This window comes from Acidipropionibacterium thoenii DSM 20276, from assembly GCF_000423445.1.
Classification (GTDB): domain Bacteria; phylum Actinomycetota; class Actinomycetes; order Propionibacteriales; family Propionibacteriaceae; genus Acidipropionibacterium; species Acidipropionibacterium thoenii.
Genome location: NZ_AUHZ01000009.1, coordinates 85,673 through 111,105, shown reverse-complemented (window position 1 = coordinate 111,105; position 25,433 = coordinate 85,673). Strand labels below are relative to the sequence as shown.

Below are 25,433 nucleotides of genomic sequence, written 5' to 3'. Positions count from 1 at the left end.
GTTGTCGGCGTCTCATTTGGCGTTGAAATAGCTGGCCTCCGGATGGTGGACGACGAATGCGTCGGTGGACTGCTCTGGGTGCAGCTGGAACTCCTCGGACAACTCGACGCCGATCCGTGAGGGTTCCAGCAGGGCGGCGACCTTGGCGCGATCCTCCAGATCGGGGCAGGCCGCGTAGCCGAAGCTGTAGCGACAGCCGCGGTAGGTCTGGTGGTCGATGGCGGCGGCGATGTCCTCCGGGTCGGCGGCGATACCGAGCTCCTGGCGGATCCGGTGATGCCACATCTCGGCCAGTGCCTCGGCCAGCTGCACCGACAGTCCGTGCAGCTCCAGGTACTCCCGGTAGGCGTTGGCCTCGAAGAGCTCATTGGTGGCCTTGGAGATCTGTTGGCCCATCGTCACCAGCTGGAAGGCGATGATGTCGGGGCCCAGCTCGGCGGCCTCTCCGGCGTCGCGGAAGAAATCGGCCAGGCACAGCCGGCGTCCACCCTGCTGGCGGGGGAACTCGAAGCGGGTGAGCTCGTGGGAGGTGTCGGCCGGATCCAGCACGATGAGGCGACGGCCCTCGGCGACCACCGGCCAGTAGCCGTGCACCACCGCGAACTGGCCGAGGTTCTCGGCGCGGATCTTGTCCAGCAGCATCCGCAACCGCGGCCGGCCGACCTCGTTGACCACCTTCTCGTAGGACCCGTCGGAACGGCTGCCCTTGAGCCCCCAGCGGCCCATGAAGGTGGCCCTCTCGTCGAGCCAGGCGGTGATGTCCCCCAGCGCGATCCCCTTGGTGACGCGGGACCCCCAGAACGGCGGGGCCGGGACATCGACGCCGCCGGCCGGGGTGGGCCGGGCGACATCGGCACGGACATCGGGGGCCGGCACCGCCTCCCGAGCGTCCGGAGCGGCTGCTCCCCCACTTGCACCGGACCCCTCGGTCGCGGCCGCCCTGGCCGGGCGCACCGCGACCCGCCGGGCCCGGATGGCTGGCAGTGCGGCGCCGGGCACCCCGTGCTTGACGGCCATCACGGCATCCATCAGCCGCAACCCCTCGAAGGCGTCCTTGGCGTAACGGACCTCGCCGTCGAACATCTCGTTGAGGTCGTGCTCGACGTAGGAGCGGGTCAACGCCGCGCCCCCCAGCATCACCGGATACTTGCGGGCCAGCCCCTCGTGATTGAGCTCCAGCAGGTTGTCGCGCATCACCATGGTGGATTTCACCAGCAGGCCGGACATCCCGATGGCATCGGCGTCATTGTCCTCGGCGGCCCGGATGATCGCCTGGGCCGGCTGTTTGATGCCCAGATTGACCACCGAGTAGCCGTTGTTGGAGACGATGATGTCGACCAGGTTCTTTCCGATGTCGTGGACATCGCCCTTGACGGTGGCCAGCACCAGGGTGCCCTTGCCGCCGGCGTCGGTCTTCTCCATGTGCGGCTCCAGATGTGCCACCGCGGCCTTCATCACCTCGGCCGACTGCAGCACGAAGGGCAGCTGCATCCGCCCCGAGCCGAACAGCTCGCCGACCACCTGCATGCCCGCCAGCAGGTCCTCGTTGACGATGTCGAGAGCAGCCTTCTGCTCCATCGCCTCGTCGAGATCCTCGACCAGGCCCTTGGCGTTGCCGTCGATGATCCGCTGCTTGAGCCGCTCCAGCAGCGGAAGAGCGGCCAGTTCCGCCTCCCTCTCGGCCTTCATGGAGGCCGTCGTCACCCCTTCGAAGAGCTCCAGGAAACGGGTCAGCGGATCGTAACTCTCGGCTCCGCGGGGAGCCGGCGCGTCGGTGCCGCGGCGGTCCCAGACCAGGTCCAGGGCGACCTCGCGCTGCTCCTCCGGGATCCGGTCGATCGGCAGGATCTTGGCGGCGTGCACGATGGCCGAGTCCAGCCCGGCTTCCACCGCCTCGTGCAGGAATACCGAGTTGAGCACGATCCGGGCCGCCGGGTTGAGCCCGAAGGAGATGTTGGAGACCCCCAGGGTGGTCCGCACCCCTGGGTAGCGCGCCTTGAGCTCTCGGATCGCCTCGATGGTCTCGACCCCGTCACGGCGGGTCTCCTGCTGACCGGTGGCGATCGGGAAGGTGAGGCAGTCGACCAGGATGTCGCCCACTGCCATCCCCCAGTTCGCTGTCAGGTCGTCGATGAGTCGCGAGGCCACCCGCAGTTTCCAGTCCTTGGTACGGGCCTGGCCCTCCTCATCGATGGTCAGCGCCACCACCCCGGTGCCGTACTCGCGCACCAAAGGCATCACCTTTCGGAACCGCGAGTCCGGTCCGTCACCGTCCTCGTAGTTGACCGAGTTGATGATGCAGCGCCCGGCCAGGTGCTCCAGGCCGGCGCGCAGCACATCGGGTTCGGTGGAGTCCAGCACCACCGGAAGGGTCACCGCGGTCGACATCCTGGCAGCCAGGGTGGCCATGTCGGAGGCTCCGTCGCGTCCCACGTAGTCGACGCACAGGTCCAGCAGGTGGGCCCCGTCGCGGGTCTGGGCCTTGGCGATGTCGATGCACTCCTCCCAGTTCTCGGCCAGCATCGCCTCGCGGAAGGCCTTGGATCCGTTGGCATTGGTGCGCTCCCCGATCGCCAGATAGGCGGTGTCCTGGGACAACGGGACCTCGGAGTAGAGGCTGGCCACGGCGTCGACGTGGACCGGATGGCGTTCGGCCACCGGACGCCCGGACAGGGTCTGGGCGATCATCGCGATGTGCTCGGGGGTGGTGCCGCAGCAACCTCCCACCACCGACAGGCCGAATCGCTGGGAGTAGTCCGACAGCGCCTCGGTGAGGTCCTTGGGGCCGAGCGGGTAACGGGCCCCCTCACCGCTGATCACGGGCAGCCCGGCATTGGGCATGCAGGTGACCGGGATCCGCGCACCGCGCGACAGAGTGCGCAGATGCTCGGCCATCTCGGCCGGACCGGTGGCGCAGTTCATCCCGATGGCATCGATTCCCAGCGGTTCCAGCACGGTCAGCGCCGCAGCGGTCTCCGATCCCAGCAGCATGGTGCCGGTGGTCTCCACGGTGATGTCGACCATCACCGGCAGGTCCACCCCGCGGGCGGCAGCGGCCCGGTGGGCAGCGATCACGGCAGCCTTGGCCTGGAGCAGGTCCTGGCAGGTCTCGATCTGGACGGCGTCGGCACCCTGGTCGATCATCGCCTCGATGACCTGCTGGTAGACATCGCGGATGGCGGCGAAGCCGATGTGGCCCAGGGTGGGCAGTTTGGTCCCCGGCCCGATCGAGCCGACCACGAAGCGGGGTCGATCGGGAGTGGACGCGGCATCGGCGCAACCGCGGGCCATCCCGGTGGCAGCGGCGGCGAGTTCCACGGCGCGATCGGAGATGTCGTACTCGCCCAGGGCTGACAGGTTGGCCCCGAAGGTATTGGTCTCGATGAGATCGGCCCCGGCGGCCAGATATCGGTCATGGATGTCACGAATGACATCAGGCCTAGTCACATTGAGAATCTCATTGCACCCGTCGAGGCCGGCGAAGTCGTCATTGGAGAGATCGGCGGCCTGCAGCATGGTGCCCATCGCGCCGTCCAGGATGAGGAGCCGAGATCCCAGGGCGGAGCGAAGAGCCGAAGTCATGGGCTCCAGCCTAGGGCTTGCGGACGACAGAACGGGGATTGCGCCGCCGACTGGACTACTCTTGCGCCATGGCCCGGCACAGTAGTGATCGTCCCTGGGTGATCGTCGGATACACGGGATGGAATGACGCAGGAGGCGCAGCCTCCGAGACGGCGGCCCGTGTCATCCGCCACACTGACGCCACGGAGTGGCGGGTTCTGGACTCCGAGGACTACTACAACTTTCAGGACACCCGGCCGGTGGTCGCGGCGATGGAGGGGATCGAGCTGATCACCTGGCCGGCCACCACCATCTGGAAGGGTCAGTCCGAGGGTCGCACGGTCGTGGTGGTCACCGGTCCCGAACCCGACATGCGTTGGCGGTCATACTGCCGCGAACTGCTCGACACCCTCACCCGACTGGACCCGGTCGGCATCGTGGTGCTCGGCGGGATGGTCGCCGATGTTCCCCACACCCGACAGCTGCCGGTCTCCGGATCGGCGTCCCACCACGATCTCGCCGAGCAGCTGGGACTGGAGGGGATGGACTACACCGGCCCGACCGGGATTCCCGGGGTGCTGGTGAGTCTGGCCGCCGACCGGGGCATGAACGCCGTGGGACTGTGGGCCAATGTCCCCGAGTATGCCTACGAGCCGCCGTGCCCGCCGGCCGTCCAGAGCCTGCTGGTGAGGGTCGAGGAGCTGACCGGGATGTCGGTGCCCCAGGAGGACCTGGTCGAGAGCCGCCAGAAGTGGGTCAGCGACGCCGATCAGATGGTCACCGACAATGACACTCTCAGCGACTACGTCCACGCCCTGGAGCGCCAGCGTGATGCCGAGCTTCCCGAGGGCATCACCGGCGACGTGATCGCGATGGAGTTCCAGCACTACCTGCGGCACCGCTCCTGACCTCCTGACCTGCGGCGGCGTCCTGGCCGGCTCAGTGCTGGCGCTGCTCGGCGAGCATCCGCAGCTCACGCACCATGGCATCGGGATCATCGGAGGAGTAGACCGCCGAGCCCGCCACGAAGGTGTCCGCGCCGGCCTCGGCCGCCCTGCCGATGGTCTCGACCGAGACCCCGCCATCGATCTGCAGCCAGATGTCGGCCCCGGTGGCGTCGATCAGCTGACGGGTGCGCCGGATCTTGGGCAGCACGACGTCCAGGAATGACTGGCCGCCGAAACCTGGCTCCACGGTCATGATGAGGATCTGATCGAACTCGGTGAGGATATCGGCCAGCTGCTCGACCGGGGTGGCGGGCTTGAGGGCCACCGCGGGCCGCGCCCCCATGCCACGGATCTCCCGGGCCAGCCGGACCGGAGCCTTGGCGGCCTCCAGATGGAAAGTCACCGACTCGGCGCCGGCCTCCACGTAGCTGGGTGCCCAGGTGTCGGGATCACTGATCATCAGGTGGATGTCGAAGGGGGTCGTGGTGACCTTGCGCAGGGACTGCACCATCGGCAGTCCCATCGTGAGATTGGGCACGAAGTGGTAGTCCATCACGTCGATGTGGATGCCATCGGCCGAGGGGATCGCAGTGACCTCCTCACCCATCCTCGCGAAATCGGCGTTGAGAATGCTCGGGGTGATTCTGGCGGTCATGCCGTCAGCCTATCGGGCCACCGAATCCGATCCCTCAGCGCCGGCGCAGCAGGGCGCAGAACATCGCATCGGTGCCATGCCGGTGAGGCCACAGCTGGAGGCATCGCAGTTGTGGGCCGGTCGCGGCGCCGGTCACCTCGGGCAGTGCCGCGGGGGTGTCCAGCAGATCCACCTCGAGGTTCGCCAGGGCCCAGGCGATGACGTCGAGGGTCTCGGAGACCACCGGGGAGCAGGTGACGTAACCGACTGTCCCGCCGGGCATGGCGGAGTCCACGGCGGCTGCCAGCAGCTCCTTCTGGAGGGTCTGCAGGTCGGTGATGTCACCGGCGGCACGTCGCCAGCGCGATTCCGGGCGGCGTCTCAACGACCCCAGTCCGGAACACGGCACGTCGGCCATCACCGCGGCGAAGCTGCCAGGGCGCCAGGGCGGACGCCGTCCATCGGCGGTGAGGACCTGGTGGTCGCCGGGGATCGGGGCCAGCGCCTCGCGGACCATCGCTGCCCGGTGCGGGTGGAGTTCGGCGGCCACCAGCAGCCGCCGATCGCTGGCGGCCATCCCGGCGAGCAGGGCAGCCTTGCCACCGGGTCCGGCGCACAGATCCAGCCAGGGGCCGGAGGTGCCGGCGGCCTGTGCGGTTCGCGCCAGGGCCAGCGAGACCAGCTGGCTGCCCTCGTCCTGGACGCCGGCGCGGCCCTGGGCGACCGCCGGGACGTCGGCGGGGTTGCCGGGCCGGGTGGCTCCGTAGGGCGAGTAGAGACAGCCGGTGGCCCCGCACTCGAGGAGCTCGGAGAGTTCGGCCAGGCCCGGGCGTACCACCAGGGTCGGCACCGGTGCCAGATTGTCGGCCTCCAGGGCCCGGGCGGCCTCCTCGATGCCCAGGCGCTGGACGAACTCTGCGGTGATCCAACGCGGGTGACAGCTCAGCAGAGCCAGATCGGTCAGTTCGTCACCGGTGGCCAACTCCCCCGCCCAGCCTGGCAGATCGCGTCGGCCGATCCTGCGGGAGACCGCGTTGACCAGGCCGGTGACCCGTTCGCCGATCTGCCGGCGGGCCAGGTTCACCGAGGAGTCGACGGCTGCCCGAAGAGGAACCCGGGTCGCCAGGATCTGCTGGCAGGCCATTCTCAGCACCACCCGGACGGCGGGCTGAAGGTCCTGGGGGCGGCGCCCGGAGGCTGCCTCCAGGATGGCGTCCCAGCTGCCCTGGCCCCGCGCGGTGCCATCGACGAGCACGGTCGCGAAGGCGGCGTCGCGAGGGCTGAGCTGAGCATGGGAGAGGGCCTCGGACAGCGCCAGGTTCGCGTAGGCCCCCTCGGACTCGACGGCCATCAGAGCCCGGAAGGCGGCGGTGCGGGCCGGATCAGCGGGGCGCGGGGGTCTGCGCGGTCCACCGGACCGACCTCGGCGGGGGCCGTTCCGGCGTCCTTGGCGGGAGCGTTCGTGCTGGTGGTCGCCGTGCTGGGGATCTGGCACGTTCACTCCAGGGTGGCGCCGACGGCGGGCTGGGCGCCGCGTGCCCAGTCGGCACCCGACATCGCCCTCTTGCCGAAGGCCTGAACGGTGACCAGCTCGACGGTGCCCTGGCCGGTGCCCATCAGCAGGTGCTTCTTGGTGGCCTTGAGCTCGCCGGGGGCCAGCCCCTCGTCGGCGTGCCATATCCGGGTGAGAAGCACCTTGAATCGCTCACCGGCCAGCTCCCCCCAAGCACCGGGGGCCGGTGAGCTGCCACGCACCAGGTGGTCGACGTCGGAGGCCGACCAGGACGGGTCCAGGCGGGTGTCGTCGGGGGTGATCTTGGGTGCAGTGGTGATCCCGGCGAGCGGCTGAGGGGTCGGTTCGATCCCCTCGGCGATGTCTCGCAGTGCCGCGGTCACCATGTCGGTGGTCTGCTCCGCGAGCCGTCGCAAGAGGGTTCCGGAAGTGTCGGTGTCACGGATCGGATAGCTGCGGGTGTTGTAGACCGGTCCGGCATCCAGCTGTTCGACGAGTCGGAAGACGGTGGCGCCGGTGGTGGTGTCCCCGGCCATCACCGCCCGCTGCACGGGGGCGGCGCCGCGCCACCGCGGAAGTACCGAGAAGTGCAGGTTGATCCAACCGTGCCTGGGCCGCTCCAGCAGGTCGGCGGGGATGAGGGCACCGTAGGCCACGACCACGGCGACGTCGACGTCCATCGCCGAGATGACCTCTCTGGCCTGGCCCGATCGCAGCGAGCGGGCCTTGAGAACGGGGATCCTGCGCTGGCTCGCCTCCACGGCGACCGGTGAGGGTCTGGGGGTGCGATGGCGACCCTGGGCGGCGTCGGGCCGGGTCAGGGCGGCCACCACCTCGTGGTCGGGGTCCTCGTCCAGAACCGCCAGGGTGGGGCATGCGATTGCGGGGGTGCCGGCGAACAGGATTCTCACCGTTCCACCTTATCGGGGCCTGCAGCGGGGCAGGCGTCCGACGGCGATCCAGTGAGCCGGATCGCCGCGTCGTCGACCCCGGATCCGGCGGTCACAGCTGGCCGACCGGATTGATGCGGACCCGCAGCGGACCGCCCTCCCCGCGCAGGCTGTGGTCGGACCGCAGGGTGCGCAGCATCGGGACCAGCTGAGCTGACAAGGAGGTGTCTGCCCGGATCACGAGTCGGCTCTGGGCCGACTGGGACAGGCCCGAACCCGGCCCGGTGGGCTGACCGCCCTCCGGGGTGACCGGCCCGAGCAGGGACACCTGGCCCTCGGCGAGGCCCGCCTCGGACAGCCGGGTGCCCAACCGTTCGGCAGCTGCCTCGACCGCCTGGGTGCTGCCGTCGATCAGGGCCGCGAAGGCCGCCGGAGGGAACTGGGCTTCGGCACGCTCGGCCATCTCGACCTGTGCCCAGCCGACCGGATCGTTGCGGATCATCGCCTGCACGGCACGGTCCTGCGGAGGTGCGACCACCACCAGCTGACCGTCCTCGTCGCCGGAGCGGACCAGGGAGGCCACCTGGAACCAGTGGTCGAGCACCTGGCAGACGGCGTCCAGGCCCGGGCGTGCCAGCGCCTGACCCGCGTCCAGCAGGATGGCCGCGGCGTACCCGGAGACCGCTCGCGGCTCGGCGCGCGGGGTGGCGACCACCAGGGTCGGTTCGTCGCCGACCTCGGCACGGATGTGATCGGCCGAGGAATCGATCACCGGGACCGAGGGGAAGGACCGGCCCAGCTCGACCGCGGTGGTGCTGGCTCCCACCACACCCGAGCGGACCACCGTGCCCCCGCAGTGGGCGCAGGACCAGCCGTCGATGCGGTGGCCGCACCAACTGCACTCCAGTTCGGTCTGCCCGCCGGCCAGCCGCCTGCCCTTGACCGGGCCATTGCAGACAGGACAACCGATGGGTTCTCGGCAGTCGGCGCAGCAGGGCCGAATCAGGTCCCCGGGTCTGGGCACGCAGACCAGTACCGGGCCCTGCAGCAGGCCTTGCGAGATGGTCCTCATCACCAGGTCCGGCAGCCTGACCCGGGTTGCCAGTGGGTCTCGCTGGATGGCGATCTCGGAGTCACCGGGGGCCCGGACCGGGGCGCACAGGGCCCGTAACCGCCCCCGGGGTGTCTGGATTCCGGCCAGCCAGCCCGAGTCCAGCCAGCCCGCGACCCGAGGGGAGCAGGAGTAGCCGGCCAGCAGCAGCGCGCACTGGTCGGTCTGAGCGCGCAGGGCGGCGACGTCGCGGGCGTTCGGGTAGGGGGCCCGGGGGTCGTCATGGAGGTTGGAGCCCTCGTCCCAGACCACGATGACGCCGAGGCGGGTCATCGGTGCCAGCACCGCAGAGCGGGTGCCGACGACGATGGAGGCCTGGCCTCGCACCACCGCCAGGTAGTTGCGCCAGCGGTCGGCAGTGCTCTGGTCGGCGTGCAGCACCGCCACTGTGCCGGCGCCGAAGGCCTCGCCCAGGGACGCCGCCAGCGCCTCGGCCTGGGCGACGGTGGGCACGCAGCACAGTCCCTGGCGCCCCGATTCCAGCGTGGCTGAGACCACCTGGATGACGCCGAGGCGCCAGTCCCCCAGCCGGTCCCGGTCTGCCGGCCCGGCCACCGGCGCGACCCTCCAGAAGGCTCGCGGCCTGCCTCCGCGGGCGATCAGGTTCAGGTACTGGGAGCCTTCATCGAGCGCCTCCAGGGCACCTGGGATGTCGGCGGGGCGTGGTACCGGCCAGGGCCGGGGCTCGGCCTTCTCGGTGGCGGCGTGCCGGGTCGGCACCGCCCAGCGCAGCACCTCCTCGAGGGTGCCGGCCCACCGGCCAGCTACAGCTCGGGCCATCGCCAGCTGCTCAGCGGTCACCACCACCTCCGCAGAGACCACCCGTTCAAGGGGTCTCAGAGTCACGCCGGCCTGGCGGTCGTGGTCGACGGCGAGCACGATTCCGTCCAGCAGGCGCCCTGCCAGCTTGACCCGGACGCGGACACCGGGGTGGACGTCGGCGGTCATCTGGTCCGGGACCAGGTAGTCGAAGGCACGGTCCAGATGCGCCAGACCGGAGAACACGCAGACGTGGGCCACCCATTCGGTGGGTTCCAGCAGCGCCTCGGTCATGCTCCGATGCTAGAGGCAGGACCCGACAGTTCCGGGTCGCCGGGGTCGGCCGGTCTAGATCCGGCGGTTCGCCAGCACCGGCAGGCCGGCCCGGACATCGTCGACCTGACTCGGGTCGATGTCGATCACCTGTAGTTCCGCAGCACCGCCCAGCTCGGTCAGAACTCGCCCATCGGGTGCCACCACCATGCTGTGTCCGATGCCGGTGGGGGCGCTCGAGGACTTCCGGTCCCCGGCCTCCGAGGCGATCGCGGGGTCGGCCTGACCCACGGCGACGATGAAGCAGGTCGAGTCCAGGGCTCGTGCTCGCACCAGCAGCCGCCACTGGTCCAGCTTGGCGGCATGCTCCTGGGGAGTCGTCCCGGCCCCCCAGGAGGCCGCCACGACGGTGACCACGGCGCCCTGCTCGGCGAGCGTGATGAACAGGTTCGGGAAGCGGATGTCGTAACACACCGCCCACCCCACCCGGGTGCCGCCGATGGTCGTCACGACGGGTCGGGTGCCGGGGGTGACGGTGTCGGACTCGGCGAAGCCGAAGGCGTCGAACAGGTGGATCTTGTGGTAGTCGGCGAGGACTCCCTGCGGGCCGGCGACCAGCAGGGTGTTACGGACGCGCCGCTGTTCTCCGGGGGTGAAGATGCCCACCGCGATGGTGATGTCGCAGCGTCCGGCGAGCTGCTGGACGGCTGTCGCGAACGGCCCGTCGAGGGGCTCGGCGATGTCGGTGAGCCGATGGCCGAAGGCCCGCATGGTGGCCTCCGGGAAGACGATCAACTCGGCCCCCTGAGCCGCGGCGCGCTCGGTCCAGCTACGCACCAGTTCCAGGTTCTGGGCGACGTCCCGGCCGCTGATCAGCTGTGCGAGTGCGACTCTCATGTCACCATCCTGCCGCACCGCGGGAGGAGGTCAGGCAGCGGCGACCTGGACGGTGCGGCCCCCCGTGAGTTCGACAAGCTGCTCGAAGGTCAGCGGCATCACGGTGTGCGGCGTCCCGGCTGCCGCCCAGATGGTCGGATACTCCTGCAGGGCCTCGTCGATGACGGTGGTCACCGGTGCCGGATGGCCGATCGGGGCCACGCCGCCGATGGCCTGACCGGTCACCGCGCGCACCTCCTTGGCCCTGGCCATCGTGATCGAGACCTTGCCGAGCTCGGATGCCAGCAGGTCGGTGTCGACCCGGTGACGCCCGCTGGTCATCACCAGCAGGGGTTCGTCATCGGCGATGAACACCAGGCTGCTCGCGATGGCACCCACCTCACAGTCAAGGGCCGACGCCGCCTCCAGAGCAGTGCGGGTGGACTCCGGCAGTTCGCGGACGGCGATCTCGTACCCGCGATCGCCCAGCTCCTGCTGGATGAGTCGGCTGCGTTCAGGAAGCCCGCGCGTCTCGGTCATCGCCCTGTCCCCTTCGTCGTGCGCACCCACCGGATCGACATCAGACTAGGCCCACTCACCGCTGGCAGACCGGGCACCACCAGATGACCCGCTCCTGGTCGGGCAGGTCGGCGGGACCGAGCCATCCGTTGCGGATCAGGGTCCCGCAGCGCAGGCAGGGCTGGTGGTTGCGGCCGAAGACGAAGGAGCGGTGGCCGGGGCGGTTGTCGCCGGTGCTGGAGCGGAACCGGTTGGTCCGATTGGCCTGCATGAGCCTGGCGACGGCGTCGATCACCACCGCGACGTCGACCCCGCCGGTGGGACGCCTGGGATCCAGCCCCGACAGGAAGCAGACCTCGGCCCGGTACTCATTGCCGACCCCGGCCAGCACGGACTGGTCGAGCAGGGTGACGCCGATCGGACGCCCAGGATCCAACTCCGCCCGGCGGACCGCCTCGTCGCGTCCACTCGGCAGCCACCTGCCCGGCCGGCTCCAGTCGGCCTCCAGAGGATCGGGGCCGAGCCATCCCAGCCGTTGGTCGAGCAGTCCGGCGGGCCACAGCTCCACCAGGCCGAGGTCATGGCCGACCAGTTCCACCTGTGGTCCGCCGGCTCGCGATCCCTCCACTCTCAGCACGACCCGGGCGGTGTGGCCCGGCACACGCCACCGCTGACCGGCCGGGTGCACTCTCCAGCTGCCCTCCATCCTCAGGTGGGTGTGCAGGATCCACTCGCCCGGTTCGGTGAGGTCACCGATGGTCGTGGCTCCCGGGCCGGGGGCGAAGGTCATCAGGAGGTGCTTGCCGTGGGCCCGCACCGCGCTGAGCGTGGAACCGGTCAGATCGGCCACCGCCAGTCGGGGTACCCGCAGCTGGCACCCGGTGACCAGACGTCCGCAGGCCGCTTGCAGCCCCTCGGCGAGCCTGTGGACCGAGTCACCCTCGGGCATGGTCGGCGCCTCTGTCATCAGCTTCCAGCCGCAGCCCCCGGGGGGTGATCGCAGCACCGGCGGCCCTCATCGCGGATGCCAGGTCCAGTCCCAGTACCGGTTGCCCGTTGAGCTTCTCCACGGTGATCGGACGGGTGCCCGACAGACTCAGCCAGCCTCGCAGTGCCCAGGTCACCATGGCGGTGACCTCGCCGGCGTCCACCCCTTCTGGCAGCGCATCGCAGAACAGGCTGAGCCGACGCCCTCCCCGCGACAGATGGGCCAGCAGGAGCCCGTCGGCGATCACCACCAGGGCGCCGGCGGAACGGGAGGGCGAGGCTCCCTCCTGGGCCGGCCATTCCAGCACCGAACCGTAGGGGCTCGCCGGGTCGACCGCGGCCAGCACGCTCACCGGCGGCTGCGAGGCGCCCGAGGGCCACCCGGAGGTATCGGGACCGTCGGCGAACCGACGCAGCCGGTCGACCACCGAGGGGGCGGCGAACTGTGCTCCTCCCAGTCCCTCGACGAGGTATCCCCGGATGACCTTGCCGGCCTCCTCGGCACTACGCAGCACCTGGTAGATCGCCGAGAAGCCACCCTCGACGGCCTCCTCACCGGCGACTCCCCGGGTGATGATGCCATGGCGGTCCAGCATGAACTCGACCAGCCCGGTGAGCCGCTCCGCGGTGGTCCCGGTGCCCGGTTCACAGCGGTGCCAGCGGCCGGCCAGATCCGGCGGGAGGGCACTGGCTCTCGTCCCCGAGCGCAGCGAGTAGCGCGCCATCCGCGCTCGTGATCTCATTCCTCCTCGGCGTGACCGGTGGGCCGCTGCCCCGGTGCGACCGCCGGAGGCGGCACCGACCAGGTGGGCGCGCAGCGGACCGAAACCATCGGGGGCGATGAGGCCCTCGCCGACCAGTCGCCACACCGCTTCGCGGAGCCGGGACCCGGTGAGTCCGAGGCCGCCGACTGTGGCTGGTGCGCCACCGGGCTCCTCGCCACCGGTCCGGTTCAAGGACTCGGCGACGGGGCCCAGCAGCACCGATCCCGTCCCGATCCGGTCCAACAGGGACCGTCCGTCATCGTCGGTGGGACGCGGCAGGTCGATTGGGGAGCACAGTGCCAGGTCCTCGGCGGCGACCAATCGGATCAACGGGTCTGCCGCACCTGAGCCGACGGCCGGCACCACCAGGACCTCCCCGGCGGCGGTGAGCTCGTCCAGCATCGCAGGTGAGTAGTCGGCCACCCGGGTGGGCAGGACAGCCGACTCCCAGGCCGAGGCCGGCAGAGCCACCCCGGCCAGCGTCCCGATCACCTCCAGGACGCCGTCCGCGCCTCGCGGCCGCGGCCTGGCTCCGACCGGTGCCACGCCGTGCCAGTCCAGACTGAACCGGCTCAGGGCGCTGCCCGAGACGGGTTCGATCTCGGAGCGTGCCCGAGCCAGCGCACGGGCCCGGATCCGTGACAGCACCCGGGAATGGCAGTACTGGATGTCGTCGCCGGGTACGAACCGGCCGCGCACCAGTTCTGCCTGGGCCACCAGGCGCTCGATCACCACTGCGGCGGTCGCCACCCCCAGCCCCAGAGCCTCCGCCAGCTGCCCGGCGGCGAAAGGCCCATGAGTGCGTGCCCATCGGGCGATCAGCTGGGTCACTGGGTCACGCCCGGTGGGCGCCACCACCGGATGCCCTGGCGGCACCGGCACCCCCAAGCCGTCTCTCAGCAGCCCCAGATCCTGTCCGGCAGCCAGCTGCGGCAGGCCGGCCAGCCGTACCACCGCGACCCGTTCCCCGAGCCGCTCGATGGCGCCATCCAGATCACTCGCCAGCTCGGGGTCACAGCGCAGCGGCAACTCGTCGAGGGGCACCGGTCCCAACCGTGCCACCAGGTCGGCCAGCCCCTCCTCGTCGCGGGCCCGGCGGTCCTTGCGGGTGTGCTGGAGCTCGGCGACCACCTCGGCGATGACCTCGGGATCGAGCAGCTCGCGCAGATCCACGGTGCCCATCAGTTGGGCGAGCAGCTGAGGGTCCAGGGACAGCGCGGCGGCGCGGCGCTCGGCCAGCGGGGTGTCCTCGGTGTACATGAAGGCGCCGGTGTAGCTGAACAGCAGCGAGGAGGCCAACGGGCTGGGCGCCGATGTCGTCACCTCGGCAACCTGGACCCGGTGGGAAGCCAGAGCTGCCATCAGTTCCTTGAGGGCGTCGAGGTCGTAGACATCGGCCAGGCACTCGCGGGCGGTCTCCACCACGATCGGGAAGTCGTGCTGGTCGCGCACCGCCTCCAGCAACTGGCCGGCCCGCAGCCGCTGCTGCCACAGCGGAGCACGGCGTCCCGGATCCTTGCGGGGCAGCAACAGGGCCCGTGCCGCGCACTCCCGGAACCGCCCGGCGAACAGCGCAGTGTCCCCGATGTGGGCAGCCACGATGTCGGCGATCTCAGCGGGCTCGAAGACGACCAGCTCGGCACCCGGAGGCTGGTCGGTGTCAGGCAGTCTGAGCACCAGCCCGTCGTCCCCCGCCACCGGCTGGGCGTCGATGCCGAGTCTCTCGGTGAGCCGCTGTCCGATCGCCAGCGCCCAGCCGGCGTTGACCGGGCGGCCCCAGGGGCTGTGCACCACCAGACGCCAGTCCCCGACCTCGTCGTGGAACCGTTCCAGCACGATGTGCCGGTCATCGGGCAGCACTCCGGTCGCCTCGGTCTGGGCGTCCAGGAAGGCCAGGATGTTGCCTCGGGACCGCTCCTCCAGGCAGTCCATCCGCGCGACCAGATCGGGATCCTCGTGGGCCTGGCGGGTGAAGGCTCCGATCGCCCGGCCGAGCTCTGCGGGACGCCCCTCGCCCTCCCCCTTCCAGAACGGCAGCCGTCCGGTGTGGCCGGGGGCCGGGGTGACACGCACCTGGTCGTGGGTGATCTCGGCGATCCGCCAGGAGGAGGCGCCCAGGGTGAAGACATCGCCGACCCGCGACTCATAGACCATCTCCTCGTCCAGCTCACCGACCCGGCGACCCTCCCCCTCCCCGACCAGGAAGACGCCGAACATGCCACGATCGGGAATGGTGCCCCCGGAGGTGGCGGCCAGCCGCAGCGCCCCGGGCCGGGCGAGCAGCACCCCATCTGCCAGCACCAGCCTGGCCCGAAGGTCGGACAGGTCGGCCGAGGCGTAGCCGCCGGTGAGCATCGCCACCACCTTGTCCATCGCCTCGGCGGGCAGCTGGGCGTAGGGCCTGGAGCGGCGCACGGTGGCATACCACTCCGCCACGTTCAGCCCGTCGGGGGCCGAGACCGCGGCGGCCACGGTCTGCTGGGCGAGCACGTCGAGCGGGTTGCGGGGGATGTGAAGGGCCTCGATGCGTCCTTCCAGCATCCGGCTGGTGACGACTGCGGCATGGATCAGGTCGAGCCGGGTCTTGGGATACACCGACCCCGCCGAGACCGCGCCCACCGCGTGGCCGGCCCGCCCGATCCGCTGCAGGGCGCTGGCCACCGACGGCGGGGACTCGATCTGGATGACGCGATCGACCAGGCCCATGTCGATGCCCAGCTCCAGCGAGGAGGTGGCCACCACACACCGCAGCTCCCCCGAGCGCAGCCCCTCCTCGGTGCGCTGGCGCTCCAGTTTGGACACCGACCCGTGATGGGCCCGGGCGATCACCGCCGGCGCCCGTCCCACCTCGTCGGCCGGTGGCATCATCTCGGCGGGCAGCCGCCGGGTCGGCGCCGCCAGCGAGTCCGGGTCGTGTTCTGCGGCCCACAGCTCGTTGAGCCGACTGGTGAGCCGCTCAGCGACCCGTCGGGCGTTGACGAAGACCAGCGTCGAGCGGCCGGCCTGCACCTCGGCGTAGACCTCCTTCTCGATCCACGGCCACAGCGACGCCCGGGTGGGCAGGGCCGAGTCGGAGACATCGGTGACCAGGGTGTCGGTTCCGCCACCGGCCAGCAACGGGTCGGCGAGCAGACCCTGGTCATCGGCCGGTGAGTCCGGGAGATCGGACATGTCATCGACCGGCACCTTCACCTGGACATCCCAGTTCTTGTGAGCCGGTGGGTGGACGACGCTCACCGGTCGGTCGCCGGCGAGGAAGGCGGCCACCTCGTCGATCGGGCGGACGGTGGCCGACAGCCCGATCCGTTGGACGTCGTGACCCGCCAGGGCGTCCATGCGCTCCAGGGACAGTGCCAGATGGGTGCCGCGTTTGGACCCGGCGACGGCATGGACCTCATCGACGATGACAGTGCGGACACCCGCCAGCACCCTGCGCACCTGGGAGGTCAGCATCAGGTACAGGGTCTCCGGTGTGGTGATGAGGACATCGGGAGGCCGCCGTGCGATCCGGGCCCGCTCGGCCGGAGTGGTGTCCCCGGTGCGCACCGCCACGCTCACCGGGCGGTACGGCCGGCCCAACCTCTCGGAGGTGTTGCGGATCCCGGCCAGCGGGGCCCGCAGATTCTTCTCGATATCGGTTCCCAGGGCCTTCAGCGGGGAGATGTAGAGCACTCTGACGCCGTGGTCGGGCTGGCCTCGCAGGGGCTCGACGGGGTCTGTCGGGCGGTCCGGATCCGTCAGCCGGTCGAGGGCCCACAGGAATGCCGCCAAGGTCTTGCCGGAGCCGGTGGGCGCCACCACAAGGGCGTGGCTGCCCTGGGACACCGCCTGCCAGGTGGCGACCTGGACCGGGGTGGGAGCGGTGAAGACGTCGGCGAACCAGCGACGCACCGGCTCGCGGAAGGCCTCCATCCCCTCGATCATGGGGCCCACGCTAGTCGGGGCCACCGACAGTTCCGCGAGGGCGGATCCGACGATGGCCCCGAGGCGTGAGAACGGCGGCTCAGACAGCCGAACGAAGGGCGTCCACCCGGTCGGTGATCTCCCAGCGCACCCCGGGCAGGGTGCGCCCGAAGTGGCCGCCGGCCACCAACTGGGCGTAGATCGGATGACGCAGGTCCAGGTCGGCGATGATGGCCGCTGGGCGCAGATCGAAGACCTCGCCGACCGCCCTCTCGATGTCGACCTCGGGGACCGTGGAGGTACCGAAGGTCTCCACCCGCAGGCTCACCGGGTGGGCCCGGCCGATGGCGTAGGCGACCTGGCACTCGCAACGCGAGGCCAGCCCGGCGGCGACCACATTCTTGGCCACCCAGCGCATCGCGTAGGAGGCCGAACGGTCCACCTTGGAGGGATCCTTGCCGGAGAAGGCGCCGCCGCCGTGGCGGGCCATCCCGCCGTAGGTGTCGACGATGATCTTGCGGCCGGTCAGGCCGGCGTCTCCCATCGGACCGCCGATCACGAACTTGCCGGTCGGGTTGACCAGCACCTCCAGCCCCTCCGCCGACAGCTCGTAGCGCTCCAGCACCGGGTCGATGACGTGGCGGCGCAGGTCGGGCGCGATCGTCGACTCGATGCTCACACCGTCTCGGTGCTGGGTCGAGATGACGATGGTCCTCACCCCGACGGGCCGGCCCGCCTCGTCGTAGCCGATGGTGACCTGGGTCTTGCCGTCGGGCCACAGATAGTCCAGGGTGCCGTCCTTGCGCACCTTGGTGAGCTGCAGGGACAGCGCATGGGCCAGGTCGATCGGCAGCGGCATCAGCGAGGCCGTGTCGGTGCAGGCGTAGCCGAACATCAGGCCCTGGTCCCCGGCGCCCTGGGCATCGATGGCATCGGTGGAACCGTGCCGGGCCTCGTATGCGGTGTTGACCCCTTGGGCGATGTCGGGGCTCTGGGCGTCGATGGCCACCGACACCCCGCAGGATGCCCCGTCGAATCCCTTGCGGGAGGAGTCGTAGCCGATCTCCAGGATCTTGGCCCGGGCGATGTCGGCGATACCGACGTAGGCCTCGGTGGTGACCTCGCCGCAGACCATCACCTGACCGGTGGTGACCAGGGTCTCCACCGCGACGTGGGACTGGGGATCGTCGCGCAGCATGGCGTCGAGAACCGAGTCGGAGATGGCGTCCGCGATCTTGTCGGGGTGGCCCTCGGTGACCGACTCGGAGCTGAAGAGCCTGGTCGCTGGACCGGTGGCGCTGTGACTGGACATCTGTACTTCCTGACCGCGCGGCGAAGAGCCGCGCATTGTGGCCCCGAGTCGGGGCCGGGTGGGTACCTGCTCAGGACTCCGGTGAATCAGCGGTGCCGATGGCAGGGGCCAGCAGTGAGCGGGCCTCGTCCAGGACCGCATTCGCGGCCAGGATCTTGGAGCCCATGACGCGCCGACCGGGTCCCTGCTGGCGGACCACGGTGACGTCGGTGTCGACCTTACCGAAGACCTTGCCGGCACTCACATCGTTGACCACCAGCAGATCACAGCCCTTGCGCGCCAGCTTCGCGGTGGCCAGTTGGAGCAACTCCCCCCGGTCGGAGGCGGTCTCGGCGGCGAAACCGACGATCACCTGCCCGTCCCTGCGGTGCGCGCTGATCGAGGCCAGCACATCGGGGGTCTGTGCCAGGTCGATCCGGGTGCCGAGGCCCACCGCATCATGGCCCTCGTGCTTCTTGATCTTGACCGGGGAGCTGGCCGCCGGGGCGAAGTCGGCGGCCGCCACCGCCATCACGACGATGTCGCAGCCCGGAGCCAGATCCGACATTGCCTGGGCCAGATCCTCAGTGCTGGAGATCTGGACCGAGTCGACGCAGGAGGGGGCCGGCACCTCGACATGGGCGCTGACCAGGGTGACATGGGCGCCTCGGGCGGCCGCCAGCTGGGCCAGGGCGTGGCCCATCCGACCCGAGGAGGAGTTGCCGAGGTAGCGCACCGGATCGAGCGCCTCGCGGGTCCCACCGGAGCTGATCACCACCCGGCGCCCGGAGAGATCCTGGGCGGCCAGCTGGTGGGCAGCCTGCGGATCCTCCAGCAGGAAGGCGGCCATTTCGGCAAGTTCCTCGGGTTCGGGAAGACGCCCCGGACCCGAGTCGGGGCCGGTGAGCCGGCCGACCGCAGGGTCCTTGACGACGATCCCGCGGCGTCTCAGGGTGGCCACGTTGTCGCGGGTGGCCGGGTTCTGCCACATCGCGGTGTGCATCGCGGGGGCCACCAGCACCGGGGCACGGGTGGCCAGAATGGTGGCGGTGAGAAGGTCGTCGGCGGCGCCGCAGGCCACTCGGGAGAGAAGGTCGGCGGTGGCCGGTGCGACCACCACCAGGTCGGCCTGCTCGCCGAGGCGGACATGCTCGACGCCGGGGACGTCGTCGAAGACGCCGGTGTGGACCGGGTGGCCCGACAGCGCCTCCCAGGTCGGCCGGCCAACGAACCTCAGGGCGGCCTCGGTGGGCACCACCCGCACGTCGTGGCCGGCTGCGGTCAGTCGGCGGACCAGGTAGCACGACTTGTAGGCGGCGATACCGCCGGCCACGCCTACCAGAACTGTGCTCATGGACGACTCACAACGTGTCGACAGAACGCCTCGAACTGGCCGATCAGGCCGGCGGGGTGAGGTCGGCGAAGGGGTCGTCGAGTTCGACGGCGGGTGCCTGCTGAGCGGCCGCGGCCTCGGCGGCGACCTCCTCGGGGTTCATCTGGTGAGCCTCGATGACGCCGGCCTGGATCTCACGCAGCGCAATCGACAGCGGCTTCTCCTGATTGGAGACCTCGACCAGCGGGCCGACGTTCTCCAACAGGCCCTCGGCCAGCTGGGAGTAGTAGGCGTTGATCTGGCGGGCCCGCTTGGAGGCGAACAGCACCAGCCGGTACTTGGAGTCGACGTGCTCAAGAAGCTGATCGATCGGGGGGTTGACGATGCCCTCGGGGATGCTCTCGCTCAAGGAATGTCCTCACATGTTGATGGGGTGCGGCCTGACAACACCGGTGGGCGTTGAGATTGGACGCACCAAGTCACAGACCTAGTAAGTCTACCAATGCGCTGACGGCATGGTCAACGGTGTCGTTGACGACCACAGCGTCGAACTCGCCAGCTGCGGCCAACTCCTTGCGGGCGGTGCGCAGTCTGCGGGCCTGCTGCTCGGGAGTCTCGGTGCCCCTCCCGATGAGTCGGCGCTTGAGCTCCTGCCAGGAGGGCGGGGTCAGGAAGATGTGCTCGGCCTGCGGATAGCTGGTGCGGACCTGGCGGGCCCCCTGCATGTCGATCTCCAGCACGATGGTGCGGCCGGCCGCCACCGCCTCCTCGACGAGCTGGCGCGGGGTCCCGTAACGGTGACTGTTGTGAACCAGGGCCCATTCCAGCAGTCCGTCGGAGGCGATCAACTGGTCGAACCGGGCATCGGAGACGAAATCGTACTCGACCCCATCGGTCTCACCGGGGCGTGGCGGCCGGGTGGTCGCCGAACGGGAGACCAGGATCTCGGGATGGGCCCGCCTCAGTGCGGCGACCACGGTTCCCTTGCCGACCGCTGTCGGGCCGGAGACCACCGCCACGCTCACCGGCTCGGGATGTCTGAGCCCTCGTGGCTGCGGAATCTCGGGTGCCGGGTCCGGATCGATCTCCATGGCGGCCACCCTAGAGCATCGGGCCGGTGCACCGACGAGCACCTCAGCCCGGGAACTCGCTGCGCAGACCTTCCTCCTGATGGCACCCCAGCCCACGGATCCGCCTGTTCTGGGCGATGTCGAGACGGTCCATGATCTCGGCGGCGCGCTTGTCGCCGACCCTGGGAAGGGCCTTGAGCAGGTCGACCACCTTGACGTGGGCCAGCACATCATTGGCGGCGGCCTCGTCCAGGGCCTGGCCGAGGCTGATCTCCCCGCTGCGCACCCGCGACTTGAGGTCGGCCCTGGCACGCCGCGCCTGGGTGGCCGCCTCGCGAGCGGCGCTAAGCTGTTCCGGGGTCAGGCTTGGGATGGACACGTCAGCTCCAATCTGATGTCAGTGGACCTGCCATAGGTCCCCGGGCGTCGACGGTTGCCTCATCGTGCCCGTGCCTGCACAGTAGACCCTCAGCTAGGGGTTCCGCTGCTGGTCAGGCCAAACTGAGTAGCAGATTTCAGCTGCGCTCCCGATCCCCCGATCCATCGGTGTGATCGGCCGCCGGTGCGGGCTGCTGCTCGTCCGGCGAGGAGGCGTCCTCGGTGGTCTGCAGATCGGTGCTCCCGCCCGTCGCGGAGTCGGCCGGGGCCACCGCCTCCGCGGGCTCCGTTTCGGGAAGGGTGCCGGCCCGGGATGCCTCGGAGATCCCGGTGAGCAACCCGTTGAGAAAGACCGCCGAGTCGTCGGTGGAGAACTCCCCACCCAGCTCCACCGCCTCGGCGACCGCACTGGGATTGGGGACGTCGGTGTGCAGGATCTCGTAGCTGGCGATCCTCGCCAGGATCCGGTCGACCCGGGGCATCCGCTCCAGGGTCCAGCCGGTCGCCAGGCAGGAGGCGATGACGGCGTCCAGGCTCGACCGGTACTCGCTGACGCCGCGCACCAGTCCGGCTGCGAAGTCACGCACCGGGTTGTCGACGACGGTGGGGCGAAGGGCCAGCACGTCGATCGGGTCGGTACCCATCAGGTCGGCCTCGAAGAGGATGTCGAGGGCCTGCTTTCGGGCCTTGGACCGCGTGGACAGGTCGGCATGCTTCTGGACATCACCGGAGATCCTCTCGACCTCCAGCTCGCCGATCCACTCGGTCTGGTGTGCCGGGACCTGCTGCGGCGTCTCGCCGCCGGACTGCTGACTCACTTGTCGGAGATGCGGCCGAGGTAGTCGCCGTTGCGGGTGTCGACCTTGACGACCTCACCCTCGCTGATGAACAGCGGCACCTGGATCTCGCGGCCGGTCTCCAGGGTGGCGGGCTTGGTGCCGCCGGTGGAGCGATCGCCCTGCAGGCCGGGCTCGGTGTAGGTGACCTTCAGCTCGACCGAGGCGGGCAGATCGATGTAGAGCGCGTTGCCCTCGTGCAGGGCGATGGTGGCGGTCTGGTTCTCCAGCATGAAGTCCTTGGCGTCCCCGACGGTCTCGGCGGGGATCGGGAGCTGCTCGAAGCTGCTCTCGTCCATGAAGATGTAGTTGTCGCCGTCGTTGTACAGGTACTGCATGTCGCGGCGGTCCACCTCGGCGGACTCCACCTTGGTGTCGGAGTTGAAGGTGCGGTCGACGACCTTGCCGGACAGCACATGCTTCAGCTTGGTGCGCACCACGGTGTTGCCCTTGCCCGGCTTGTGGTGCTGGAACCAGATGACGTTCCAGAGCTGGCCGTCGAGGTCCAGCACGGTGCCGTTCTTGATGTCATTGGTGGAGATGACCACAGGTCGCTGCCTTTCGAGATTCTGATGTCAACACTCATATGTCAACGCACGGGCCGTCGAACGGCCCAGACTGCCCGATCCTACCGCAGCCGACGACTCCGGCTCCACACCGCAGGCGCTGCACGGCGATCCCTCGGCCGGCCGCCGTATCCTTCGGCCCATGGTCAGATCGACGAGGCGCGTACCGGGCCCGCGAGCTCCGGCTGCTGCCAGGTTGCCGGGGTCGTTGCAGGTTCGCCCCGATCAACCGCCCCGGCCCGATGAGTTGATCGAGGACGCCGAGATCACCGGCGCGCAGTGGTCGGACGCCGACTTCTCCGGGTGTGTCCTGGAGCTGCCCGAACTGTGGAGGCTCAGGTCAGTCGACCACCGGGGCCAGGGTCGCGAAACACTCCTCGAGCTCATGTTCGTCGGGGCCCTCGATCATCGCCACATGACCGGGGGCGCTGATCCCCACGAACCTCAGCATGGTGCCGCGGGTCTTCTTGTCCAGGTTCATGGTGGCCCGCAGCTTGGCCCACTCGGTGCCCTCGAAGGTGGTGGGCAGGCCGAGCCCGGCCATGATCTCGCGGGTGCGGTCGACGACCTGGCGGTCCAGTCCGAGCTCACGGGCCGACAGCTCGGCGGCGAAGATCATGCCGACCGCATCGGCCTCGCCGTGACGCCAGGTGAAGTGCTCATGGGCCTCGATGGCGTGGGCCAGGGTGTGTCCGTAGTTGAGCCGCTCGCGGCCCACGTCGGTGCCGCGCGAGGTGGACTCGGTGAGGTCTGCGGCGACCACCGAGGCCTTGACCTGAACCGCTCGCGTGAGGACCTCGTGGAAGGCGTCGGAGGCAGGGTCCAGCACCGCCACCGGGTCGTTCTCGACGATCGACAGGATCCTCGGGTCGTTGATGAACCCGCACTTGACGATCTCGGCCATCCCCGAGCGCATCTCCCGCAGCGGCAGATGGGCCAGCGCATCGGTGTCGCACAGCACCGCCTTCGGCTCATGGAAGGCGCCGACCAGGTTCTTGCCCGCGGTGATGTTGATCCCGGTCTTGCCGCCGACGGCGGCGTCGGCCATCCCGAGCACGGTGGTGGGCACCTGGATCAGGGTGACGCCGCGCATCCAGGTGGCGGCGACGAACCCGGCCAGGTCGGTGGTCGCTCCCCCTCCCAGCCCGACCACGACGTCACCACGGGTCATCCCCTCGGCGGCCAGCCGGTCCCAGCAGGCTGCCAGCACGGTGGCGGTCTTGGCGGCCTCGGCATCGGGCACCTCGATGTCGAAGACTCTGTCCAGGCTCTCGCGCAACGGCCCGGCCATGAACTCGACGGAGGCCGGATGGATCAGTGCCACCCGCGATCCGACGGTCAGATCCGCCAGCCCGCGGGAGACCGCGGCCCCGATCCGCACCTGGTAGGGGGATGGTCCGTTGACCTCGACGACACTCATGACTGCTCCTTGTCCTGGAGTCCGGCGATGATCTCGTCGACCACCTGTGCCGGGCTCAACTCGTCGGTGACCACGTGGATGTCGGCCAGTGCCGCGTAGACCGGACGCCGGTCGGCCAGCAACTTGACCATCCGGGAGTGCACATTGCCCAGCAGCAACGGGCGGGTGGCGCCGTTGAGTCCGACCCGTCCCGAGGCGGTGCGGGCGCTGACCTCCAGCCACACCGTGGTCACCGCCATCAGGTGCTCGCCGATCCGGGGGGTCAGCGGGGCACCACCGCCCAGCGACACGACTCCCCCTCCGCCCAGGGCGGCCAGTGTGTGGCGGGCCTCGATCCGACGGAAGTAGGGCTCCCCGTCGGTACCGAAGATGTCGGTGATCTCGCGCCCCTCGGCCGCCGCGATCAAGGCGTCGACGTCGACGAAGTCGACTCCCAGCCGGGCTGCCAGCAGCGGGCCGACGGTCGACTTGCCCGATCCGGGGGCGCCGATGATGGCGATCACCGGGGCCGGTTGCGGAGTCAACCCCTCGGGGGCGGGTCGGCCTGACTCACTCATGAGGGGCGATCTCCAGATGACGCTCATCCAGACGTGCCAGGTAGGAGTCCAGATTGCGCCGGGTCTCGGCCACCGAGTCGCCGCCGAACTTCTCCAGGGCGCACTCGGCCAGCACCAGGGCGACCATCGCCTCGGCCACCACCCCGGCGGCCGGCACCGCGGTGATGTCGGATCGCTGATGGTTGGCCCGAGCGGGCTCCCCGGTGGCGGTGTCGATGGTGCGCAGCGCCCTGGGCACGGTGGCGATCGGCTTCATGGCCACCCGCACCCTCAGCAGCTCGCCGGTGCTGATGCCCCCCTCGGTACCACCGGAGTGGTCGGTGAGTCGGTGCACCCCGGCAGGGGTCGGCTCCATCTCGTCGTGGGCGGCCGAACCTCGCACCCCGGCCAGGGCGAACCCATCGCCGAGTTCGACCCCCTTGATGGCCTGGATCCCCATCAGCGCGCCGGCCAGCCGGGAGTCCAGACGCCGGTTCCCCTGGGTGTGGGATCCCAGGCCGGCCGGCAGTCCCCAGGCCAGTACCTCGACGACACCACCCATGGTGTCCCCCTCGCAACGGCAGGCCTCCACCTCCTCGATCATCCGGGCAGAGGTCGCCGGGTCCGCGCAGCGCACCGGGTCGGCGTCGATCGCCGCCAGGTCCTCAGGGCCCGGACGAAGCCCGGCAGGAGTGGTGACCGGGCCGAGCTGGACGACATGGGAGAGCACCTGGATACCGAGAGCCTGCTGAATGAACGCCTTGGCGATCGCTCCCAGGGCCACCCGGGCGGCGGTCTCGCGGGCCGAGGCCCGCTCCAGGATCGGCCGGGCCTCGTCGAAGTCGTACTTCTGCATCCCGGCGAGATCGGCATGTCCGGGCCGCGGCCTGGTCAGCGCCTCACCGCGGGCCAGCCCGGCCAGGACCTCGGGATCGACCGGTCCGGGGTTCATCACCTGCTGCCACTTGGGCCACTCGGTATTGCCGATCCGAAGTGCGATCGGGGAGCCCAGCGTCTCGCCGTGACGGAAACCGGCCAGCATGGCCAGATCGTCGGCCTCAAACTTCATCCGGGCGCCGCGCCCGACGCCGAGCCTGCGCCGCCTCAGTTCCTCGGAGATCTGCTCGGCACCGATCCGGACGTGGGCCGGGATCCCCTCCATGGTGGCGACCAGGGCCTCGCCGTGGGACTCCCCGGCGGTGATGTAACGCAGCATGTCCTCTACTCTTCCAGAAATCAGCTCAGGCTCGCGATGACCCGGGTGAG

The 25,433-nt window shown here is 70.0% G+C and carries 20 protein-coding genes; 1 reads left to right on the top strand and 19 read right to left on the bottom strand.

Annotated elements, in window-relative coordinates; translation table 11 throughout:
- Positions 1-12: 12 nt before the first annotated feature.
- Positions 13-3,582 carry a methionine synthase gene (metH, locus tag G554_RS0104130; RefSeq protein ID WP_027586923.1) on the bottom strand — a complete coding sequence of 1,190 codons (3,570 nt, stop codon included), beginning with the start codon at positions 3,580-3,582 and terminating at the stop codon, positions 13-15.
- A 68-nt stretch (positions 3,583-3,650) separates the two neighbouring features.
- On the opposite strand from metH, the gene G554_RS0104125 reads away from it, so the two are divergent.
- A complete protein-coding gene (locus G554_RS0104125; protein ID WP_036924507.1) occupies positions 3,651-4,469 on the top strand; it encodes a proteasome assembly chaperone family protein in 819 nt (272 codons plus the stop codon).
- Positions 4,470-4,500: 31 nt separating this feature from the next.
- Here G554_RS0104125 and rpe read toward each other — a convergent pair whose 3' ends face one another.
- The 18 genes from rpe to aroC all read right to left on the bottom strand — a co-directional run bounded on the left by rpe (position 4,501) and on the right by aroC (position 25,383).
- Positions 4,501-5,163: a ribulose-phosphate 3-epimerase gene (rpe, locus tag G554_RS0104120; protein WP_027586921.1), complete on the bottom strand. Its 663-nt coding sequence runs from the start codon at positions 5,161-5,163 to the stop codon at positions 4,501-4,503.
- 34 nt (positions 5,164-5,197) lie between these two features.
- A complete protein-coding gene (locus tag G554_RS14565) occupies positions 5,198-6,637 on the bottom strand; it encodes an RsmB/NOP family class I SAM-dependent RNA methyltransferase (RefSeq protein WP_084648300.1) in 1,440 nt (479 codons plus the stop codon).
- 2 nt (positions 6,638-6,639) lie between these two features.
- Positions 6,640-7,566, bottom strand: a complete 927-nt coding sequence (fmt, locus tag G554_RS0104110) for a methionyl-tRNA formyltransferase (RefSeq protein WP_027586920.1) — start codon at positions 7,564-7,566, stop codon at positions 6,640-6,642.
- A 91-nt stretch (positions 7,567-7,657) separates the two neighbouring features.
- On the bottom strand, positions 7,658-9,709 hold the full coding sequence (locus tag G554_RS0104105; protein WP_027586919.1) for a primosomal protein N' family DNA-binding protein: 2,052 nt from the start codon (positions 9,707-9,709) through the stop codon (positions 7,658-7,660).
- 54 nt (positions 9,710-9,763) lie between these two features.
- A complete protein-coding gene (locus G554_RS0104100; RefSeq protein ID WP_027586918.1) occupies positions 9,764-10,585 on the bottom strand; it encodes a carbon-nitrogen hydrolase family protein in 822 nt (273 codons plus the stop codon).
- Between the two features lie 30 nt (positions 10,586-10,615).
- Complete coding sequence (locus G554_RS0104095; protein ID WP_027586917.1) at positions 10,616-11,104, bottom strand: YbaK/EbsC family protein; 489 nt, start codon at positions 11,102-11,104, stop codon at positions 10,616-10,618.
- Between the two features lie 55 nt (positions 11,105-11,159).
- Positions 11,160-12,032 carry a DNA-formamidopyrimidine glycosylase family protein gene (locus tag G554_RS0104090; protein WP_027586916.1) on the bottom strand — a complete coding sequence of 291 codons (873 nt, stop codon included), beginning with the start codon at positions 12,030-12,032 and terminating at the stop codon, positions 11,160-11,162.
- Positions 12,019-16,758, bottom strand: a complete 4,740-nt coding sequence (locus G554_RS14560; protein WP_051232396.1) for an ATP-dependent helicase — start codon at positions 16,756-16,758, stop codon at positions 12,019-12,021. The genes G554_RS0104090 and G554_RS14560 overlap by 14 nt, the downstream gene beginning before the upstream one ends.
- A gap of 79 nt (positions 16,759-16,837) precedes the next feature.
- Positions 16,838-18,049 (bottom strand): methionine adenosyltransferase, encoded by a 1,212-nt coding sequence (gene metK / locus G554_RS0104080; RefSeq protein ID WP_027586915.1) that lies wholly within the window; start codon positions 18,047-18,049, stop codon positions 16,838-16,840.
- A gap of 70 nt (positions 18,050-18,119) precedes the next feature.
- Positions 18,120-19,382: a bifunctional phosphopantothenoylcysteine decarboxylase/phosphopantothenate--cysteine ligase CoaBC gene (coaBC, locus tag G554_RS0104075; RefSeq protein ID WP_027586914.1), complete on the bottom strand. Its 1,263-nt coding sequence runs from the start codon at positions 19,380-19,382 to the stop codon at positions 18,120-18,122.
- Between the two features lie 43 nt (positions 19,383-19,425).
- Positions 19,426-19,770 carry a DNA-directed RNA polymerase subunit omega gene (rpoZ, locus tag G554_RS0104070; protein ID WP_027586913.1) on the bottom strand — a complete coding sequence of 115 codons (345 nt, stop codon included), beginning with the start codon at positions 19,768-19,770 and terminating at the stop codon, positions 19,426-19,428.
- Between the two features lie 70 nt (positions 19,771-19,840).
- Positions 19,841-20,452, bottom strand: coding sequence for a guanylate kinase (gene gmk, locus G554_RS0104065; protein ID WP_027586912.1), 612 nt, complete (start codon positions 20,450-20,452; stop codon positions 19,841-19,843).
- Positions 20,453-20,495: 43 nt separating this feature from the next.
- Complete coding sequence (gene mihF / locus G554_RS0104060) at positions 20,496-20,810, bottom strand: integration host factor, actinobacterial type (protein WP_027586911.1); 315 nt, start codon at positions 20,808-20,810, stop codon at positions 20,496-20,498.
- A 136-nt stretch (positions 20,811-20,946) separates the two neighbouring features.
- Complete coding sequence (gene nusB / locus G554_RS14555; protein WP_084648299.1) at positions 20,947-21,627, bottom strand: transcription antitermination factor NusB; 681 nt, start codon at positions 21,625-21,627, stop codon at positions 20,947-20,949.
- Positions 21,624-22,193 carry an elongation factor P gene (gene efp / locus G554_RS0104050; RefSeq protein WP_027586910.1) on the bottom strand — a complete coding sequence of 190 codons (570 nt, stop codon included), beginning with the start codon at positions 22,191-22,193 and terminating at the stop codon, positions 21,624-21,626. Before efp ends, nusB begins: the two co-directional genes overlap by 4 nt.
- Before the next feature lie 358 nt (positions 22,194-22,551).
- Entirely contained in the window at positions 22,552-23,631 is a 1,080-nt protein-coding gene (gene aroB / locus G554_RS0104045; protein WP_027586909.1) for a 3-dehydroquinate synthase, read from the bottom strand.
- Positions 23,628-24,134 (bottom strand): shikimate kinase, encoded by a 507-nt coding sequence (locus G554_RS0104040; protein ID WP_027586908.1) that lies wholly within the window; start codon positions 24,132-24,134, stop codon positions 23,628-23,630. Before G554_RS0104040 ends, aroB begins: the two co-directional genes overlap by 4 nt.
- Before the next feature lie 46 nt (positions 24,135-24,180).
- Positions 24,181-25,383, bottom strand: coding sequence for a chorismate synthase (aroC, locus tag G554_RS0104035; protein ID WP_027586907.1), 1,203 nt, complete (start codon positions 25,381-25,383; stop codon positions 24,181-24,183).
- Positions 25,384-25,433 lie beyond the last annotated feature (50 nt).